This is a genomic window from Enterobacter sp. E14S (assembly GCF_055666685.1).
In genome coordinates this window covers 508,782-527,057 of sequence record NZ_JBVODQ010000003.1, presented here as the reverse complement: position 1 = coordinate 527,057, position 18,276 = coordinate 508,782, and the positions used below count along the sequence as shown (strand labels likewise).

Sequence of the window (18,276 nt, the reverse complement as noted above, 5' to 3'; positions counted from 1 at the left end):
ATTACAAGCAGGCACGACACAATGAGCAATAACACATTGATTCCTCAGAGTAAACTTCCCAATCTCGGTACTACCATCTTTACGCAGATGAGCGCTCTGGCGCAGCAGCACAGCGCCATTAACCTTTCTCAGGGATTCCCGGATTTCGACGGCCCGACCTATCTGCAGGAGCGTCTGGCGTACCACGTGGCGCAGGGGGCGAATCAGTATGCGCCGATGACGGGCGTGCAGGCGCTGCGGGAAGCCATTGCGGATAAAACGGCGGAGCTGTACGGCCATAAGCCCGATGCGAACAGCGATATTACGGTGACGGCAGGGGCGACCGAAGCGCTCTATGCGGCCATTACCGCGCTGGTGCGTACGGGCGATGAAGTTATCTGCTTTGATCCGAGCTACGACAGCTATGCGCCTGCGGTTGAACTCTCCGGCGGCGTGGTGAAACGCGTGGCGCTCCAGCCGCCGCATTTTCGCCCTGACTGGCAGGCGTTTGCTGCGCTGCTGAGCGACAAAACCCGGCTGGTGATCCTGAATACCCCGCACAACCCGTCGGCGACGGTGTGGCAAAAGGCCGATTTCGCCGCGCTGTGGCAGGCGATTGCGGAGCGTGAAATTTACGTGCTCAGCGATGAAGTCTACGAGCACATCTGCTTTGCAGAAGAAGGACACGCCAGCGTGCTGGCCCATCCGCAGCTTCGCGAGCGTGCTATCGCCGTCTCATCGTTCGGTAAGACTTACCATATGACCGGCTGGAAAGTGGGCTACTGCGTCGCACCGGCGGCTATCAGCGCAGAGCTGCGCAAGGTGCACCAGTACCTGACCTTTGCCGTGAACACGCCGGCTCAGCTGGCGCTGGCGGATATGCTGCGCGCCGAGCCGGAGCACTATCGCGAGCTGCCGCACTTCTATCGTGAACGTCGGGATCTGTTTGTGACGGCGCTCAGCAAAAGCCGTCTGGAGATTTTGCCCTCAGAAGGGACCTATTTCCTGCTCGCCGACTACAGCGCGATATCGGATCTGGACGACGTGAGTTTCTGCCAGTGGCTGACGAAAGAGGTGGGCGTAGCCGCCATTCCGCTGTCGGTATTCTGCGCCGATCCCTTCCCGCATAAGCTGATTCGTCTTTGCTTTGCGAAGCAGGAATCGACGCTGCTGGCGGCGGCAGAGCGCCTGAACACGCTCTGATTATTTCACCGTCCAGGCTTCTGAGTAACGACGGTCTGCAAACAGCTCCAGCAGACCGTTGATTTGCTTGAGGCGCAAGACTTCATCGCCGTCCATTCCCAGCTCCTTGCTTATTCTCTCGTCATTCCAGCCAAGCTGAACCAGCTCGCGAACGATCTCTGACATGGCGTTAATCTGGTGTCGACCCCGCGCCCGGTTGTGACGAATAGTGGCAGCCATACGGTCATGTTTATCCTGTCGGTCCTGGCGCAGGAAGGTCACAGGGAGATAACCCTTGAGCTGGTGCTTCAGTGCCGCCCGATTTGTACCGATTTCATGGCGATGAAAACCATCCACAATTTCGTAGTGTTGCGGTTCACTTTCTGTCACAACGATAGGTTGGGTGAATCCATCGAGTTCCAGCGACTTACTGAGCAGCCGTTTTTCTGGCGGGGCAACATTATTGGGGTTGTAATCGTTAGCGGTAATAGCGTCCTGTCTGATCCAGAGGACGCAGTCTATCGGTTGCGCACGAAACGGACTGTGTTTATGGATCGCTTCGCGAAAGGCATTTATGGCGTTAATGCGTTCCTCTTCGGGAAGTGACTGAAGGTACGTTTCCATCTCGTTGATTAGTTTTTGTCGCATAATATGCCCCACTCCTTGCGTTTCGCCTTCACTCTGTCGCTGTAGCGCTGATAATGTTTGGGTTTATTTGGGCTGAACGATAGCGCCCTGCACCAGTAGTCGTTATTCAGGAGAACCTTACAAATACGGCGCCATGAGGGAATATCTTTCGCACCGATATCACCGTCCTGCGTGTCGGGAATATTCTCTATGCCTCTCTTCTTATACCAGTGCAGATAAATGGCGATTTTATTGCGGTAATGCTCAGCCGTTTTTTGCGGCATGCTGTCGAGAAGCAGCATGGCATATTCGCGCCAGCACAGGTGTTCGGGTTTCAGAATTTTTCGGTGACCATAAAAATGGTTATCGTGTCCGGCGTACATCCCCCCGCTGCGCGCACCGCTCACGCGCTCACACATGGCCGCCCAGCGATCGGGCTCAACAACGTGGTAGAGCCATAAGCCCTGGCGCTGCTCCGGACCAAAGGGTTCACAAATCCGCATGTAGCGTAGCGGCACGCCGGCCTGAAACATCAGGTCATAGAGCGGGTTATAGCAACACCCTGATTTGGCGAACCAGGTCCATATATCGGCGGTTTTCCAGTCGTAGAGAGGGTAGATATACCAGGCATGTCCTCCCGGTGCGACGGTTGTCCAGGGTTTATCGTCGGCAAACCGCTGTTTACGCGCCGACGCGACAGCCAGAAAACGGTTGTAAGACTCATCGGCGCGGATGCCAATCAGTACCGCCGCCGGGCGATTGCGAGAGAACCAGTCGGAGAAACCGCGGACAAAGGTTTCAAACGTCATGCCTGGCTGGTAGAAGGGAAAAAAAGCGGGATCGGTTATCGCATCGTCAGGAGGCTGGCGGACCCATTGGGTGCCGGGTTCCCAGCATTGCCATTCCGGCTGGAATTGCGACAGTGAATTTTGCGTTGTCAGGGGGAGCGCGACCCACCAGAAATGGTCGATGACATCGCTGTACAACTCGCGCATATGTTCCACATGGGTAATGGTATCGGAAAACTGCGCTTCCCAGTCGATAAAGAGCACATCTATTTTGATGTTCATCAGTCGCGCCTGCTGGGCAACGAGATGCAGCATGACGGTGGAGTCTTTACCTCCTGAAAAAGAAACACAGATTCTGGGTAAGTTTTCGAGCGTCCATTTTATTCGCTCCCGAGCAGCAGTAAGAACATCCTGGTCTAAAGGGTATTTAAAAATTGACATGCTTATTCTCATCCTGATGAATAAATACCTGGCTGTAGCGTCAATACTAATGAGAGGATTATATCAGTCAATAATTAATTGGATGTGTAACGGTAATGCCGCGTCATTATATAACGGTGGTGTATGTTTTAACGGTGTGGTTCCCATTTTGTGCGAGAACCACAGCAATATCTCACGGTAAGGATATTTCTTCAATAAAGCTCGCGAATGCCGAGCTATTGAGCGCGGAACGATTGTACATCATGTAAATATCAATGCTGGGGAATGGAATGTCAGTTTCCACTTTTCGCAGGTTGAGCGCTGGCCCATATTGTTCGAAGGCCGGCGCGGGCACTAATCCTATGAGGTCGGACGAACCTGTCACCGACAGAAGGGATATAAAAGAGTCGCTACGATAGACGATATTTCTTTCGGTTAACAGGTTTTCGGCCTTTTCCTGATAGTCTTTGAAGCTGTTTTCATCGTTCAGGTAGGCGGTGAAGTTTTCATTCAGAATCTCTTCACGCGTGGGATTTTCACTGAGACGGGGATGGCCCTCCCGACAAACGAGTACGAAAGGAAGTTTATGGTAGAGGCTACAGGCGACAGAATGATTGTTAGAAGAAGAAAACGAAAATATCAGGTCGGCTCTTCTGTAGGCTAAGAGATCTTCTGCTGAATCAGACGAAAGAAAAACATCATGTAATTCAATTGAATAGTTATGTTTTTCCATCAGCAGTTTTATAGGGTCAAGCGTTGCTTTCGTACTCATAAAATGCGGGCAATAAATGACAAAGTTCTTCTTCAACCCGCTGCTGTGCATGATATTGATAGTCTGCTCCAGCTGGTTCAGGTTCTGTTCCAGATGATGATGCAAATTGACGCCGACGGTCGTGGGCGTGATCCCTTTACCGGAACGGATAAACAGCGGATCGTTGAGTTGTCCTCTCAGACGCTGCAGTGACTGGCTCACGGCAGAGGGGGTGATATACAGCGTCTCGGCGGCTTTACTGATACTAAGGTGCTGGTAAATGCACTCGAAAATGACTAACAGATTAAGATCGAATTTTTTAAGGTCATACAGGTTTGCCATGTTTCGTCCTGAGGGTACTGCGTTTGCTGTGGTTATCATATAACTGATAACAATAGTTTAAGGCTAACCATTTATAACTCTTTCGGTTAGCTCTCTTAGTTTTAAATTAAAATCATCTTAATATATCACGGTGGCAGATTATTGAAATAGCGCTTCAAAAGCGATTGAGATAATTTTATCTTAGGAAAGGGAGCAATCATTTTAAATGACAACCGTCATTTATATATTGCGATACTTTTATAATAAAAATAAATTTATAACGCACCGGAGTGATGTTCGACACAACCTATCACAGCCATAGGCAGGAATGTATCTCTTATGGATTGCTCAATCCCTGCGCGGGTGATGTAATCAAACGGCTGTTACCGCCTTGATATAAAGGGTTGTAGAGCGCAACGCAACGCCAGTTTCGGCTGGCACTGAATGTACCTGCGGGGAATTCAGGTATCAGGGCCGCCCGTTGAGGCGGCCTTTTTACTTTTAGGCTTTCCTGTAAAAGGTTCACCTTGTTGTCTTGTCGATGTTGTAAGGTTTGGCTGATTGATTTGATAAAGCATACGCATTAGCCCCGATGAATAAAGTTGGTTACCTTACATCTCAACGAAAACACGGAGGAAGTACAGATGTCTTTGATTAACACCAAAATTAAACCTTTCAAAAACCAGGCGTTCAAAAACGGTGAGTTCATCGAAGTTACCGAGAAAGATACCGAAGGCCGCTGGAGCGTCTTCTTCTTCTATCCGGCTGACTTTACCTTCGTTTGCCCGACTGAACTGGGTGACGTTGCGGACCATTACGACGAACTGCAGAAGCTGGGCGTAGACGTTTACTCTGTCTCTACCGATACCCACTTCACCCACAAAGCATGGCACAGCAGCTCCGAAACCATCGCGAAAATCAAATACGCGATGATCGGCGACCCGACTGGCGCCCTGACCCGTAACTTCGACAACATGCGTGAAGATGAAGGCCTGGCTGACCGCGCCACCTTCGTTGTTGACCCGCAGGGCATTATCCAGGCTATCGAAGTTACCGCTGAAGGTATCGGCCGTGATGCTTCTGACCTGCTGCGTAAAGTGAAAGCCGCTCAGTACGTGGCTTCTCACCCAGGCGAAGTATGCCCGGCGAAATGGAAAGAAGGCGAAGCGACGCTGGCTCCATCCTTAGATCTGGTTGGTAAAATCTAAGTTTTGCCCATTCGGCAATCAATGGGCGCACCCGCGCCCATTTCATTCCAGCACCATGATGCAAGTTGCATTCAGGCCACCCGTATAAGGCAGCTTGCATGATGACGTCTTAAGAGAGGGAAGAACAATGCTCGACACTAACATGAAAACCCAGCTCAAGGCCTACCTTGAGAAACTGACCAAACCCGTTGAGCTGATTGCCACGCTGGACGACAGCGCCAAATCGGCAGAGATCAAGGAACTGCTGGCGGAGATCGCCGAGCTGTCGCCGAAAGTGACCTTCAAAGAAGACAACGCGCTGCCGGTCCGTAAGCCCTCTTTCCTGATTACCAACCCAGGCTCAGACCAGGGACCGCGCTTTGCCGGCTCGCCGCTGGGTCACGAATTTACCTCACTGGTGCTGGCGCTGCTGTGGACCGGTGGTCATCCGTCAAAAGAAGCGCAGGCGCTGCTGGAGCAGATCCGCGATATCGACGGTGATTTCGAATTTGAAACCTATTACTCGCTCTCCTGCCACAACTGCCCGGACGTGGTGCAGGCGCTGAACCTGATGTCGGTCCTGAACCCGCGCATCAAGCACACGGCGATTGACGGCGGTACCTTCCAGAATGAAATCACCGATCGCAACGTGATGGGCGTTCCGGCGGTCTACATGAACGGCAAAGAGTTCGGCCAGGGCCGCATGACGCTGACCGAAATCGTTGCCAAAGTGGATACCGGTGCTGAAAAACGTGCGGCGGAAGAGCTGAACAAACGCGATGCCTACGACGTGCTGATCGTCGGTTCCGGCCCTGCGGGCGCGGCGGCAGCGGTGTACTCTGCGCGTAAAGGCATTCGTACCGGCCTGATGGGCGAACGCTTTGGCGGCCAGGTGCTCGATACCGTGGACATCGAAAACTACATTTCCGTGCCAAAGACCGAAGGCCAGAAGCTGGCGGGGGCGCTGAAGGCGCACGTCAGCGACTACGACGTGGACGTGATCGACAGCCAGAGCGCCAGCAAGCTGGTTCCGGCAGCGGTCGAAGGTGGTTTACACCAGATTGAAACCGCGTCCGGCGCGGTGCTGAAAGCGCGCAGCATTATCATTGCCACCGGCGCGAAATGGCGCAACATGAACGTTCCGGGCGAAGATCAGTACCGTACCAAAGGCGTGACCTACTGTCCGCACTGCGACGGCCCGCTGTTTAAAGGTAAACGCGTGGCGGTGATCGGCGGCGGTAACTCCGGCGTGGAAGCGGCTATCGACCTGGCGGGGATTGTTGAGCATGTTACCCTTCTGGAGTTCGCTCCAGAGATGAAGGCCGACCAGGTTCTGCAGGATAAAGTTCGCAGCCTGAAAAACGTCGACATCGTACTGAACGCGCAGACCACGGAAGTGAAGGGCGACGGCAGCAAAGTGACCGGCCTGGAATACCGCGACCGCGTGAGCGGCGACGTGCACAGCGTTCAGCTGTCAGGGATCTTCGTGCAGATTGGTCTGCTGCCAAATACCACCTGGCTGGAAGGCGCGATTGAGCGCAACCGCATGGGCGAAATCATCATCGATGCGAAATGTGAAACCAGCGTGAAAGGCGTGTTTGCGGCGGGCGACTGCACCACCGTGCCGTACAAACAGATCATTATCGCCACGGGCGAAGGGGCGAAGGCGTCTCTGAGTTCCTTTGACTACCTGATTCGCACCAAAACCGCATAACAGAAGAAAGTAAGGCTACACCTGCAATAGCGAGAGGCCACCGAAAGGTGGCCTCTTTTTTTATCTTACGACCATCACCGGTATATGGGTGTGGCGGATCACGCTGGAGGCGTTAGAGCCCAGCAGATGCGTGGTAATGGAAGGGTTGCGCGAACCGATGACCACCACGTCTGCTTTAAGTTCGTTCGCCAGTTCGTTTACCGCATCGCGTACGCTGCCGAATCTGACGTGCGTTTTGATGCGAGAAGGGTCGATGCTGAAGTGGCTGACCATGGTTTGCAGGCGAGTTTCCGCTTCATGCTGCAAATGCTCCTCGAAGCGACGCACGTCGGCGGCAAAGCGGTGCAGGCTCAGGCTGGCGGAGCCCGGCAGTACGTGCAAAAGATGGATAACACCGTCCTGCTGCGCCAGGAACTCCGCATGGCGAACGGCCTTGTCGCTCAGCTCCATCTCAAAAACATCAACCGGCATAATGATTCTCTGATACATACCCGTTTCTCCTTGTTTATAAACGCTGAACTCATTCAACCATAAAAAATAAATGGTTTCTGTAAGCGCCCCGTCAGTTTTCTTATCTCACCAGGATAAATCTCAAAAGCCCCGTATTTCAGGGCAGACCTTCAGGGGTAGCTACCCTTATACACTTACCTGGAACCTTTCGGAGGTCGCATGAAAGCACTTACGTATCACGGTCCGCACCATGTACGCGTCGAGAATGTCCCCGATCCCATTATCGAACAGCCCGACGATATCATTCTGCGCGTCACGGCCACGGCTATCTGCGGCTCCGATTTGCATCTCTATCGCGGAAAGATCCCGAAGGTGCAGCACGGCGACATTTTTGGCCATGAGTTTATGGGGGAAATCGTCGAGTGCGGCGCAGAGGTGAAGAATTTGCAAAAAGGCGATCGCGTGGTGATCCCCTTTGTCATTGCCTGTGGGGACTGTTTCTTCTGTCGGTTGCAGCAATACGCGGCCTGTGAGAATACCAATGCCGGGCAGGGCGCCGCGCTGAACAAAAAGCAAATCCCCGCGCCGGCCGCGCTGTTTGGCTATAGCCATCTCTACGGCGGCGTGCCGGGGGGACAGGCGGAATATGTCCGCGTGCCAAAAGGCAACGTCGGGCCGTTTAAGGTCCCGCAACTCCTCTCCGATGATAAGGCGCTGTTCCTGTCCGATATTTTGCCCACGGCCTGGCAGGCCGCAAAAAATGCGCAGATTGAAAAAGGCTCAAGCGTTGCGGTTTTCGGCGCCGGGCCGGTGGGGCTCCTGACTATTGCCTGCGCGCGGCTGTTAGGGGCTGAGCAGATTTTTGTTATCGATCACCACCCGTACCGTTTGCGATTTGCCGAGGCGCGTTACGGCGCAATCCCCATCAACTTTGATGACGATAACGATGCAGCGGAAAAAATCATCGAGCAGACCGCTGGCCAGCGCGGCGTTGATGCCGTGATTGATGCGGTTGGGTTTGAAGCGAAAGGCAGCACCACCGAAACGATCCTCAGCAATCTTAAAATTGAAGGTAGCAGCGGCAAAGCGCTGCGGCAGTGCATTGCTGCCGTTCGACGCGGTGGCGTGGTTAGCGTACCCGGCGTGTACGCCGGGTTTATTCATGGCTTCCTGTTTGGCGATGCCTTTGATAAGGGGCTGACGTTTAAGATGGGCCAGACGCACGTCCATGCCTGGCTCGGTGAACTGCTGCCGCTGATCGAAAAGGGGCTGCTTACCCCGGAAGAGATCGTGACCCATTATCTCCCCCTTGCTGATGCGGAACGCGCCTATAAGGTATTCGAAAAACGGGAGGAGGAGTGCCGGAAGGTGATTCTGGTCCCCGGCGCAGAAACGCCCGAGGCCGCAGAGCAAAAAGTTAAGGGCCTGGTGAATGCTTTCCCGGGTGGGGTTGCATGAGTGCTCGGTTACCTGTGGCGTTCAAGGTAGAGCACGGCCGTGACGATAATCGCCACAAATATCAGAAAAATAAGTGTGATAGCCAGTATCTCACTCATGACCGTCCCCGCGGCACCAAAACAGATTAAGCGTGGATGAAGGCCGCTTTGCGCGATATAGGAAAATGGGGTGAATTTGCGGAAAGAGGATGCGGCTGCATCCTCTGTGCAACGCTGAGGCGCTTGTTCAGAAGAGGTTAACGCAGGTAATCGCCCGCGGCTTCTGGCTGGTAGAGCAACGCCAGCACTTCAAGATGGGCAGAGGCGCCGCCCGGCAATTCCCAGTGGATGGTATCGCCCGTGCGCAGACCCAGCAGCGCGGCACCCACAGGCGCAAGCACGGAAAGCTGTGCGCTGCTGTCGGTCATCTGAGCCGGGTAAACCAGCGTGCGGGTCAGCTCTTCACCGGTGGTCAGGTTGCGGAATTTTACCTGGCTGTTCATGGTGACCACGTCATGTGGCATCGACTCAGGCGTGCACATCTGCGCCCGGTCGAGCTCCTCATTAAGGGCGTCGGCCACGGGAAGTGAGGCAAACTCTGCTTTTTCCAGCAATCTGTCGATACGTTCTGCGTCGAGCTCATTGATGATAATTGTAGGTCTGGACATTTTTACTCCATGTCGTTAATGCTGCGTGTCACGCAGAAACCGATCCAAAAGAAAACCCTCGCCGTCTGGCAGCGAGGGTTTAACTCTCCCGATGATACTGGCTGAGCGCCCAAGTTTGAAGTGATGAAGGTCACATTCATGGTCCATATGAATTTTTGCTGAAATTTATTCAGTCATCATTCCGGGAGGAATACGTTACGCTGAGATCCTGAACCAGGGCGTTGCCCACCAACGAGAGAGAACGATGTACTTCTACCAACCGTCTCAGGGTCACGGCCTGCCGCACGATCCGCTGAATGCCATTATTGGTCCACGTCCGATCGGCTGGATCTCCTCATGCGATAAGGCCGGTCAGATGAACCTCGCGCCGTATAGCTTCTTTAACTGCTTTAACTATCGACCGCCGATCATCGGCTTTTCCAGCAACGGCTGGAAGGACAGCGTGCGTAATATTTCCGAAACAAAGGAATTTGTCTGGAATCTGGCGACGCGCGACCTCGCGCAAGCAATGAACCAAACCTCAGCGATGCTTCCCCACGATCGGGATGAATTTAGTTTCGCCGGACTCACGCCAGCGGCCAGCCGGTTGGTTAATGCGCCCCGCGTCGCAGAAAGCCCGGTGAACTTTGAATGCCGCCTGTCGCAGTGCATTCAGCTTACCAGTGCCGACGGCACGCCGGTCGATACCTGGCTGGTATTGGGGGAGGTGGTCGGTATCCATATTGCCGAAACGCTGCTGGAAGAGGGGGTATACCAGACGGCAAAAGCGCAGCCCATCCTGCGCGCGGGTGGGCCGACTGCGTACTATGGCATCAGTGACGAAAACCGGTTTGATATGGTGCGCCCGACCGTGGGTCAGTAACCGGCTTTATCAATCACGAACTGTTTTCCGCAGTTACCCGGATGTGGCTGCGGTGCAAATGACGCCGCTGAAAGCGGGTTGTTAATGGCGTCTGCCTTCAGGGAAATCTGCATCTCGGTCAGATACGCCGGATTGCCGTTGCAGGTCAGCTTGATCGCCTTGATGTTCTCTTTGCCCCAGCTTTTGGCAACGGCACTGTCAAAGTCGCTGCGATTGACGGGTTTCCCGTAGTTGTCGGCGAGGAATTTACCGACCGCGCTGCTTTTAACTTCCTGATTCATTCGCACCATCGTGCCGAAATAGGCATCCGGATCGAACCCAAAGCAGACGCCATGTTTGGCATATTCGTAGCGTTCCAGGCAGGAATTCCCGCCCGCGCCCGGCATCACGTCGTTGAGCTTTGCGGCAGCGGAAAGCGACAGTCCGGTTTCGGCGGCATTGCATTTGCGGCTGGCCTTCACTTCCGGCATGTTCGGAATCGGACGCGTGGCGCAGCCAAAACGCATCCATCGACGTTCGTCCACGCCGCGTGCGGCAATAGATTTCGGCAGGCCGGGCCATAGCCCGTGAACGGTCAGCAAATCGGCTTTATTCTCGCGCTCTTTTTGCAGGCGACATTCGTCAGGTTCATTACGGTTGCGCTCGACCATGCTCTGGCAAAACCCGGTTTGCCAGGAGAGCGCCAGCACATAGCGATCGAAATCGCCATACTGGGTTGCCTTCAGCGGTTCCGCCTGTGCGGAGAAGAAACAGAGAGCAAGCGCCATTGCGCCAGACGGGATGACGATATCCTTCCTGAACATATGATTTCCTGATCGAATGAGCACGATTAATTTCTGGAAGTTATTAAAGCACAAAAAGCGCCCGCAGGCGCTTTTTGGATATCCCTAATTTAGCTTAGGCCGCGCCGGGTACCAGCACTTCCGTGGCGATAATCACGATAATCAGACCAACTATAACGGGCACTGAGGTGCGTTTGACGACTTCGAATGGCGAAATTTTCGCCATCCCGGCAACGGCGACGACCACACCCGACACCGGCGAAATGGTCCGGCCGAGGTTTGACGCCTGCAGCATGGGAATGGAGAGGTAGGCCGGGTTAATACCGGAAGAGTGAGCCAGTTTCGGGATCATCTCAACGAAAGCGTAGAAAGGCGCATTACCGGAACCGGTGGTCATCGCCGCCAGCATGGTGAGCACCACCAGAACCAGCATCAGGATAATACTGGCGGAGCCGAACGAGGTGGCGATAGAAATCAGGCTCTGGATAAAGCCGATCGTGCTCAGACCCTGGGCAAAAACGCCCGCTGCAACCAGCAGGATAACCACGCCAGCGAAGGCATCCGCCATACCGCGATACGCAACTTCCAGACCCGAGAAGACTTTTTGCGTGTTAAAACCGCGCACAAACTCCAGCACGGCGGCCAGCAGCATGCAGATGACCAGAATGGTGATGATGTGCAGCTGTGGACCCCATTTGCCGTCAAAAATCAGCACTCCGACAATCGGGGTGAACGGCAGAATGGCATAGAACGCGGGAGCGGTCGTGGTGATTTCACTCACGTCCATCATTTCATGGCTGATGTTTTCTTTCTTATCGAGATAGCGCTGCCAGAAGAAATGCGCGATCCCCATGCCCACGATGGCAACAATCGAGATCGGTAACGTGGTTTTAAAGGCGAAGTCGATGAGTGACATCTCCGCCGCCTTTGCCGCCAGCACAACGTCGCCGGAGGTCGGGGAGAGAATAATCGCTGCCGGAGACGCGCAAATTGCCGCAGCCGCGCCACGGCTGATACCGACGTTCACCATGACCGGGAACAGCGTCGCCATGAGCAGTACGCCAAGTCCGGTAGCTGACGAAACGGCCAGCGACATCAGGCAGGCGAGGAAATAGGCGGCGACCATCAGCAGATACGGCGAGTTGATGTATTGCAGGGGTTTAGAGGCAAGCTTAACGACCATGTCGTTGGCGCCGATGTGGGTCATGTAGGCTGCAAAACCGCACAGCATCATGATCATCATACCCAGGTCACCGCCGCGACTCATGAGCAATATTTTAATGTATTCAACAATATCTGTAGCAGTGTAACCGGTACTGGTCGCGCTGGCAGGTAACACCTGGTGCCCCATTATTGCGCTGATAATCAGCAGCGTTAAACCGCCGACAAATAATACGCCCGTGGCCGAGTAGCCTTTAATGATGTAGCGTGCGACGCCGACAATGACGACGACTCCAATAAGGAGTTCGAATAACGTAAGCATGATTTCCCCTGTATCTTTGCTGCTATGGAGCACAAAAAATCAATAAAAAAAAGAAGGATGAAAATGTGCCGAATAATTGGCCTGTTCTTGCTGATTAAAATCAATAAACAGACGACTAGAGAACCGAACAACCGTGTTTTGCCATGGCCAGTACATTTATGTCATGCGGCCCTTGACCGTCAGAAATAGCGCAACATGCCTCATTAATGATAACAAATTGTTAATGTTTTGTATGGTTTTGCATATTACTGATTAACAAAGAGTAATGTGAAAAGTCACACCCCTTGTGGGCTTATTTGCACGTATCTCTCGCTTTCTTTAAGAATATTCCCGGAAAGAGCCCGAATAATTAGGAATAACGCTGATGTCGTTAAGCATTGATTCAACTACTTTATGGTAAACTTTGCCTCGAATACTAAGAATGGTAATTGCATTGTGATTGTACGTAATACATTTTTCTCTATTTTGTTGTTTATTTTTGGGCAGTTAACGTTTTCTTCTGTTGCACAGGCAGAAGGCAACGCGACGGATAAAGGCTGGTTCTCAACCTTTACGGATAATGTTTCCCAGACATGGACGGCACCTGAACATTATGATCTCTATGTCCCGGCAATAACGTGGCATGCGCGTTTTGCTTATGACAAAGAGAAAACCGATAAATACAACGAGCGTCCGTGGGGCGCGGGTTTTGGCCAGTCGCGCTGGGATGAAAAGGGAAACTGGCATGGCATCTATCTGATGGCCTTCAAAGACTCGTTTAATAAATGGGAGCCGATTGGGGGGTATGGTTGGGAGAAAACCTGGCGTCCGCTAGCGGACGAGAACTTCCACGTCGGTTTGGGCTATACCGCCGGGGTCACTGCACGTGACAACTGGAACTACATTCCGATCCCGGTCCTGCTGCCTTTGGCCTCTATTGGCTATGGTCCCGCAACGTTCCAGATGACCTACATCCCGGGTACGTACAACAACGGTAACGTTTACTTCGCCTGGATGCGTTTTCAGTTTTAACTGACAAAACGTTACATGCTGGTGATAAAACGCGCAGTTGTTGATTCATAAGCGATAAAAATCTGTCAGTGAAAATTAACGCGACTTTAGTCACCTTTTATCAAAGATCCGCTGGACAAAAGGTCCCACAATTGATGTACTGATAACCGACACAGCATTTGTGTCGTTTTTTAATGTAAAGGTAATTTTGATGTCTAAGATTAAAGGTAACGTTAAGTGGTTTAATGAGTCCAAAGGATTCGGTTTCATTACTCCTGAAGATGGCAGCAAAGACGTGTTCGTACACTTCTCTGCAATCCAGTCTAATGGTTTCAAAACTCTGGCTGAAGGTCAGCGTGTAGAGTTCGAAATCACTAACGGTGCCAAAGGCCCTTCTGCTGCTAACGTAATCGCTCTGTAATTCAGACGCGTCAGCAAGAATTTCAAAACCCGCTCACTGAGCGGGTTTTTTTCGTTTTGAATCAGCCAAGCAGATACATTTTCAGGAAGCTGGCTACGATCAGCACGCTCAACAACACCATTCCTGCGCTCATCAGACTCTGTTTCATTCTGTCACCCTCGTTCAGTATTGCATTCAGAGTGACAGAGAAAAATTAAGCCAACATTAACGGTTCGGCTGTTAATGCGCGCTTGCGGAAGAAAATAGCCAAAATGCGATCCCCGTCATCGCAAACGAGCCGAACATATTGATCGCCATATTCATCAGTGCCCAGCCAATGCGGCCTTCCTGAAAGAGAAAAACCGTTTCCGCAGAAAAGGTTGAGAAGGTGGTCAAACCGCCGCAGAATCCGGTGGTAATCAATACCTTCCACATTGGGTCGATGTGCGTCATTCGGTTAAACCAGGCCAGCCCCATGCCAATGATAAAGGCACCAATCAGGTTTGCGGCGAGCGTCCCCATGGGAATCGCCTGATGCAGGTGGTTAAACCGCATACTCAGAAACCATCGCGCAACGCTACCCGTTCCCCCACCAATAAAAACGGCTAAAAGTAGTTGTAACACGCTAAATACCTGCTATTTGATGTGTAAGAGTAGCGAGTTTAACGCCGTTTATGATGAGGGGACAAATATGTATGTAGCGGTAGGGCAGTTTGCCGTCACGCCTGACTGGCATGAGAATACGAGAACATGCGTCAACCTGATGATGCAGGCCCGGCAGAAAGGCGCGTCGCTGTTGGTTCTCCCCGAGGCGCTGCTGGCCAGAGCTGATAACGACCCGGATTTGTCCGTGAAGTCCGCGCAGCCGCTGGATGGCGAATTCTTACAGCAATTGCTCGCCCAAAGCGCAGGCAATACGTTGACGACGATATTAACGATCCATGTTCCCTCCACGCCGGGTCGCGCAGTGAATACGCTTGTGGCGATTCGTGACGGGGCCATCGTCGCACGCTACGCCAAGCTTCACCTCTATGATGCGTTCAGCATCCAGGAGTCGCGACGCGTTGATCCCGGAGACAGTATCCCTCCGCTGCTGGAGATTGACGGATTTAAGATCGGACTGATGACCTGCTATGACCTGCGTTTTCCCGAGCTGGCGCTGCATCTGGCGCTGCAGGGGGCTGACATGCTGGTACTGCCTGCCGCGTGGGTCAGAGGGCCGCTAAAAGAGCACCATTGGGCAACGCTGCTTGCGGCGCGCGCGCTGGATACAACCTGCTATGTCGTTGCCGCAGGGGAATGTGGCACGAAAAACATCGGGCAAAGCAGGGTGGTTGATCCGCTGGGGGTGACGATCGCCGCCGCCGCTGAAGCCCCGCATTTGCTGGTGGCGGAGATAAACTTAGAGAGAATCGCGCTTGCGCGTCAGCAATTACCCGTTCTTCGCAATCGTCGGTTTGCGCCACCGCAATTATTGTGATGTTTTTTTCAACAATGCTTGATTCACCTTGTTACAGATTGCTATTGTGTGCACGCGCAAAATGACCGTTAATACAGTCAGGTTTTGGCGCTGAATGCAGCCTGTTTTAAGTAAAGAAGGTATCTATGGGTGAGATTAGTATTACCAAACTGCTGGTGGTTGCCGCACTGGTCGTCCTGCTGTTTGGTACCAAGAAGTTACGCACGCTGGGTGGTGACCTGGGGGCTGCCATCAAAGGCTTTAAGAAAGCGATGAACGATGATGATGCAGCGGCGAAGAAAAGCGCCGAGGATGACGTCCCGGCAGACAAGCTTTCTCACAAAGAGTGACAGCAACGCCTGAGGGCTTGCGAAAAAAAACCGGCTCATGAGGCCGGTTTTTTTGTATTACTGTAAATGAATATTACAGCATTATTTGACTTCTTCGCCTTTAGCCTGCATATCGGCATGATATGAGGAGCGAACGAATGGGCCGCAGGCAGCGTGGGTGAAGCCCATCGCCATCGCTTCGGCTTTCATTTCATCGAACTCGTCCGGGCTCACGTAGCGCTGTACCGGCAGGTGGTGGCGGCTTGGCTGCAGATATTGTCCCAGGGTCAACATGGTCACACCGTGGCGACGAAGATCGCGCATCACCTCGATGATTTCATCATTGGTTTCACCCAGGCCCACCATCAGACCAGACTTGGTCGGAATATGTGGATGCGCTTCTTTGAAACGCTCCAGCAGCCTCAGGGACCAGTTGTAGTCTGCGCCTGGACGCACCTGACGGTAGATACGCGGCACGTTCTCCAGGTTGTGGTTAAAGACATCTGGCGGCGTCGCGGTCAGGATATCCAGCGCGCGGTCCATACGGCCGCGGAAGTCAGGCACCAGCGTCTCGATTTTGATGTTAGGGCTTTTCTCGCGAATGGCCGTAATGCAGTCGGCGAAGTGCTGAGCACCACCGTCACGCAGGTCGTCACGGTCAACGGATGTGATAACCACATAACGCAGCGCCATGTCGGCGATGGTCTGCGCCAGTTTCTGGGGCTCGTTAGCATCAGGTGCGACTGGACGGCCATGAGCAACATCGCAGAACGGGCAGCGGCGGGTACAGATAGCACCCAGAATCATAAACGTCGCGGTACCGTGATTGAAACATTCAGCAAGGTTCGGACAAGAGGCTTCTTCACACACGGAGTGAAGGCCATTCTTGCGCATCGCCGCTTTGATCCCCTGGATACGCGAAGAGTCGGCCGGAAGTTTGATTTTCATCCATTCCGGTTTTCTTAACAGCGCCTCGCGCTCTGTAGCCACGTTTTTAACCGGGATAAGGGCCATTTTATCGGCATCGCGGTATTTAACACCGCGTTCCATCACAATGGGTTTACTCATAGCGTGCGTGTTCCAGTTGCGAATATCGAAGGAAAGCGTTTCAATTCAAGGGAATGTTGTATTTATCAACTATTTTTGAACGAACGACAGGCAGTATATCATTGAAACGGTCGTTAAAGCAGCCTGCCAGATCGCCAATTTGTAAAATAGTTGTTGTTTTGTGCCTTTTGCCCTGCGGGTTGCAGGGGCTTGTGCTGGCAAAACCTGTCAGAAGGCCTGACGGATAATGCGGATGACGTTTTCCAGGACCGGATCGCGCAAACTCAGCTTGTTGTAATGCAGTGAAATCTCGATAGATTCCGCATTAAGCTGACTGAGCGGGATGCTTTCCAGCGGCCAGCATTTTTGTAGCAGGCTGTACAGGCGTGATGGCATAACGCACAGCATGTCGCTGCTGCCGATCAGGGATGCGGTGGTAAACATATTGTAACTGCTGAAGCTGATCTGACGTTCCGGGAAAATTTCATCAATACGCTGACGAAGTGCATGATTAGATTGCCCTTCGGTCATGAAAGATGAGTGATCGTAGTTGCGCAGGTTTTCGATGGTTAACGGCTCGCTAAGAGCAGGATGCTGCTGGCGGCAAACCAGTACCAGGTTATCCGCATAAAGCACATTTTGCCCCAGCGCTCTTGCACTGAAGCTGCCGCTCTCAATAATCAGGTCCGTCTGGAACTGGGCAAGCTGAATGTCTGGTTCATTGAGAGGCACATTGCGAAGCAGGAGCTGCGGAGCATGTTCTTTCACGGCCTGGAAGATCGCCGGCATCACCAGCACCCCTACAGAAGGGGAACAGCCGATGGTGATGGTTCTCTGCTTATCATAGCTCCCGGTTAAATCCAGTGCGCCCAGAATCGACTCCAGCCCCTGGCTGATGTACTCGTGGAGATGCGTGGCGTAAGCCGTCGGCGTTACCCCCTGGCCCTTACGGATAAATAACGGGTCGGGAAATATAGCGCGTAGCTTTTGGATTGACTGGCTTATTGCTGATGGCGTGAGATTAAGAATTTTCGCAGCGTTAACGATACCCTTATGGACATATACCGCCTCAAAAATAGTCAGTAAATTGAGATCAATATTACGTAAAGTCCGAAAAATTTGCGGCTTGTCTTCGCCACCGGGTTCATTCAGTCGTTTGGCTGGTAAATTATTATACTCCACGCTTTCACTCCGTATACATTCACAATATGAATGATAGTTGAATTTATTTATTATGCTTGTAGAGATTCGTAAAGTGTTGGTTTTGTTTCACTTGTTTATCAAGGGCAAACGGTTGTGTGATAATTGCTCACCTTACTTATGCCGTGTTTGCTATGCTTACTGGAGGCTAAATAATATGTGGCGGTAATATTCGGGCGCTTCGAAAATATAGAATCTGTG

The 18,276-nt window shown here is 52.6% G+C and carries 20 protein-coding genes; 9 read left to right on the top strand and 11 right to left on the bottom strand.

From position 1 onward, the window contains the following. The first annotated feature begins 21 nt into the window (after positions 1-21). Positions 22-1,182 (top strand): pyridoxal phosphate-dependent aminotransferase, encoded by a 1,161-nt coding sequence (locus ACZ6J2_RS10695; RefSeq protein ID WP_471725677.1) that lies wholly within the window; start codon positions 22-24, stop codon positions 1,180-1,182. Here ACZ6J2_RS10695 and ACZ6J2_RS10690 read toward each other — a convergent pair whose 3' ends face one another. The 3 genes from ACZ6J2_RS10690 to citR form a co-directional block, all read right to left on the bottom strand. Then, a complete protein-coding gene (locus tag ACZ6J2_RS10690) occupies positions 1,183-1,809 on the bottom strand; it encodes an IbrB-like domain-containing protein (RefSeq protein ID WP_033144915.1) in 627 nt (208 codons plus the stop codon). Continuing rightward, positions 1,794-3,017 (bottom strand): phosphoadenosine phosphosulfate reductase, encoded by a 1,224-nt coding sequence (locus tag ACZ6J2_RS10685; protein ID WP_471725676.1) that lies wholly within the window; start codon positions 3,015-3,017, stop codon positions 1,794-1,796. The genes ACZ6J2_RS10690 and ACZ6J2_RS10685 overlap by 16 nt, the downstream gene beginning before the upstream one ends. A 172-nt stretch (positions 3,018-3,189) precedes the next feature. Then, positions 3,190-4,089, bottom strand: coding sequence for a DNA-binding transcriptional repressor CitR (gene citR, locus ACZ6J2_RS10680; protein WP_471725675.1), 900 nt, complete (start codon positions 4,087-4,089; stop codon positions 3,190-3,192). Positions 4,090-4,712: 623 nt separating this feature from the next. Between citR and ahpC the strand changes: the two genes are divergently transcribed. Continuing rightward, on the top strand, positions 4,713-5,276 hold the full coding sequence (gene ahpC, locus ACZ6J2_RS10675; protein ID WP_008501015.1) for an alkyl hydroperoxide reductase subunit C: 564 nt from the start codon (positions 4,713-4,715) through the stop codon (positions 5,274-5,276). A 127-nt stretch (positions 5,277-5,403) separates the two neighbouring features. After that, complete coding sequence (gene ahpF / locus ACZ6J2_RS10670) at positions 5,404-6,969, top strand: alkyl hydroperoxide reductase subunit F (protein ID WP_058841803.1); 1,566 nt, start codon at positions 5,404-5,406, stop codon at positions 6,967-6,969. A 60-nt stretch (positions 6,970-7,029) separates the two neighbouring features. On the opposite strand, the gene uspG is transcribed toward ahpF, so the two are convergent. After that, a complete protein-coding gene (gene uspG / locus ACZ6J2_RS10665; protein WP_023310731.1) occupies positions 7,030-7,458 on the bottom strand; it encodes a universal stress protein UspG in 429 nt (142 codons plus the stop codon). 180 nt (positions 7,459-7,638) lie between these two features. Between uspG and ACZ6J2_RS10660 the strand changes: the two genes are divergently transcribed. Next, positions 7,639-8,877, top strand: coding sequence for a zinc-dependent alcohol dehydrogenase (locus ACZ6J2_RS10660; RefSeq protein ID WP_032661072.1), 1,239 nt, complete (start codon positions 7,639-7,641; stop codon positions 8,875-8,877). Between the two features lie 8 nt (positions 8,878-8,885). On the opposite strand, the gene yldA is transcribed toward ACZ6J2_RS10660, so the two are convergent. After that, positions 8,886-8,975 (bottom strand): small membrane protein YldA, encoded by a 90-nt coding sequence (gene yldA / locus ACZ6J2_RS10655; protein ID WP_471725674.1) that lies wholly within the window; start codon positions 8,973-8,975, stop codon positions 8,886-8,888. Between the two features lie 137 nt (positions 8,976-9,112). Further along, positions 9,113-9,523 (bottom strand): nucleoside diphosphate kinase regulator, encoded by a 411-nt coding sequence (gene rnk, locus ACZ6J2_RS10650; protein ID WP_023334880.1) that lies wholly within the window; start codon positions 9,521-9,523, stop codon positions 9,113-9,115. Between the two features lie 244 nt (positions 9,524-9,767). On the opposite strand from rnk, the gene ACZ6J2_RS10645 reads away from it, so the two are divergent. After that, positions 9,768-10,385, top strand: a complete 618-nt coding sequence (locus ACZ6J2_RS10645; RefSeq protein ID WP_471725673.1) for a flavin reductase family protein — start codon at positions 9,768-9,770, stop codon at positions 10,383-10,385. Here the strand turns inward: ACZ6J2_RS10645 and rna are convergent. Continuing rightward, positions 10,379-11,188: a ribonuclease I gene (gene rna / locus ACZ6J2_RS10640; protein WP_471725672.1), complete on the bottom strand. Its 810-nt coding sequence runs from the start codon at positions 11,186-11,188 to the stop codon at positions 10,379-10,381. The genes ACZ6J2_RS10645 and rna overlap by 7 nt on opposite strands. 94 nt (positions 11,189-11,282) lie before the next feature. Then, entirely contained in the window at positions 11,283-12,650 is a 1,368-nt protein-coding gene (dcuC, locus tag ACZ6J2_RS10635) for an anaerobic C4-dicarboxylate transporter DcuC (RefSeq protein ID WP_023310737.1), read from the bottom strand. Positions 12,651-13,043: 393 nt separating this feature from the next. Between dcuC and pagP the strand changes: the two genes are divergently transcribed. Together pagP and cspE are read left to right on the top strand one after the other, a co-directional pair. Further along, positions 13,044-13,661, top strand: coding sequence for a lipid IV(A) palmitoyltransferase PagP (gene pagP, locus ACZ6J2_RS10630; RefSeq protein WP_080298633.1), 618 nt, complete (start codon positions 13,044-13,046; stop codon positions 13,659-13,661). Between the two features lie 190 nt (positions 13,662-13,851). Further along, a complete protein-coding gene (cspE, locus tag ACZ6J2_RS10625) occupies positions 13,852-14,061 on the top strand; it encodes a transcription antiterminator/RNA stability regulator CspE (protein WP_002439184.1) in 210 nt (69 codons plus the stop codon). Positions 14,062-14,280: 219 nt separating this feature from the next. Here the strand turns inward: cspE and crcB are convergent, their stop codons facing one another. After that, on the bottom strand, positions 14,281-14,664 hold the full coding sequence (gene crcB / locus ACZ6J2_RS10620; RefSeq protein ID WP_471725671.1) for a fluoride efflux transporter CrcB: 384 nt from the start codon (positions 14,662-14,664) through the stop codon (positions 14,281-14,283). Between the two features lie 67 nt (positions 14,665-14,731). On the opposite strand from crcB, the gene ACZ6J2_RS10615 reads away from it, so the two are divergent. Continuing rightward, positions 14,732-15,520 (top strand): deaminated glutathione amidase, encoded by a 789-nt coding sequence (locus ACZ6J2_RS10615; RefSeq protein ID WP_471725724.1) that lies wholly within the window; start codon positions 14,732-14,734, stop codon positions 15,518-15,520. Positions 15,521-15,645: 125 nt separating this feature from the next. After that, complete coding sequence (tatE, locus tag ACZ6J2_RS10610) at positions 15,646-15,849, top strand: twin-arginine translocase subunit TatE (RefSeq protein WP_023310742.1); 204 nt, start codon at positions 15,646-15,648, stop codon at positions 15,847-15,849. Between the two features lie 81 nt (positions 15,850-15,930). Here the strand turns inward: tatE and lipA are convergent, their stop codons facing one another. Next, complete coding sequence (gene lipA, locus ACZ6J2_RS10605; protein WP_471725670.1) at positions 15,931-16,896, bottom strand: lipoyl synthase; 966 nt, start codon at positions 16,894-16,896, stop codon at positions 15,931-15,933. Positions 16,897-17,103: 207 nt separating this feature from the next. Continuing rightward, on the bottom strand, positions 17,104-18,057 hold the full coding sequence (locus tag ACZ6J2_RS10600; protein WP_032665064.1) for a YbeF family transcriptional regulator: 954 nt from the start codon (positions 18,055-18,057) through the stop codon (positions 17,104-17,106). Positions 18,058-18,276: the final 219 nt, after the last annotated feature.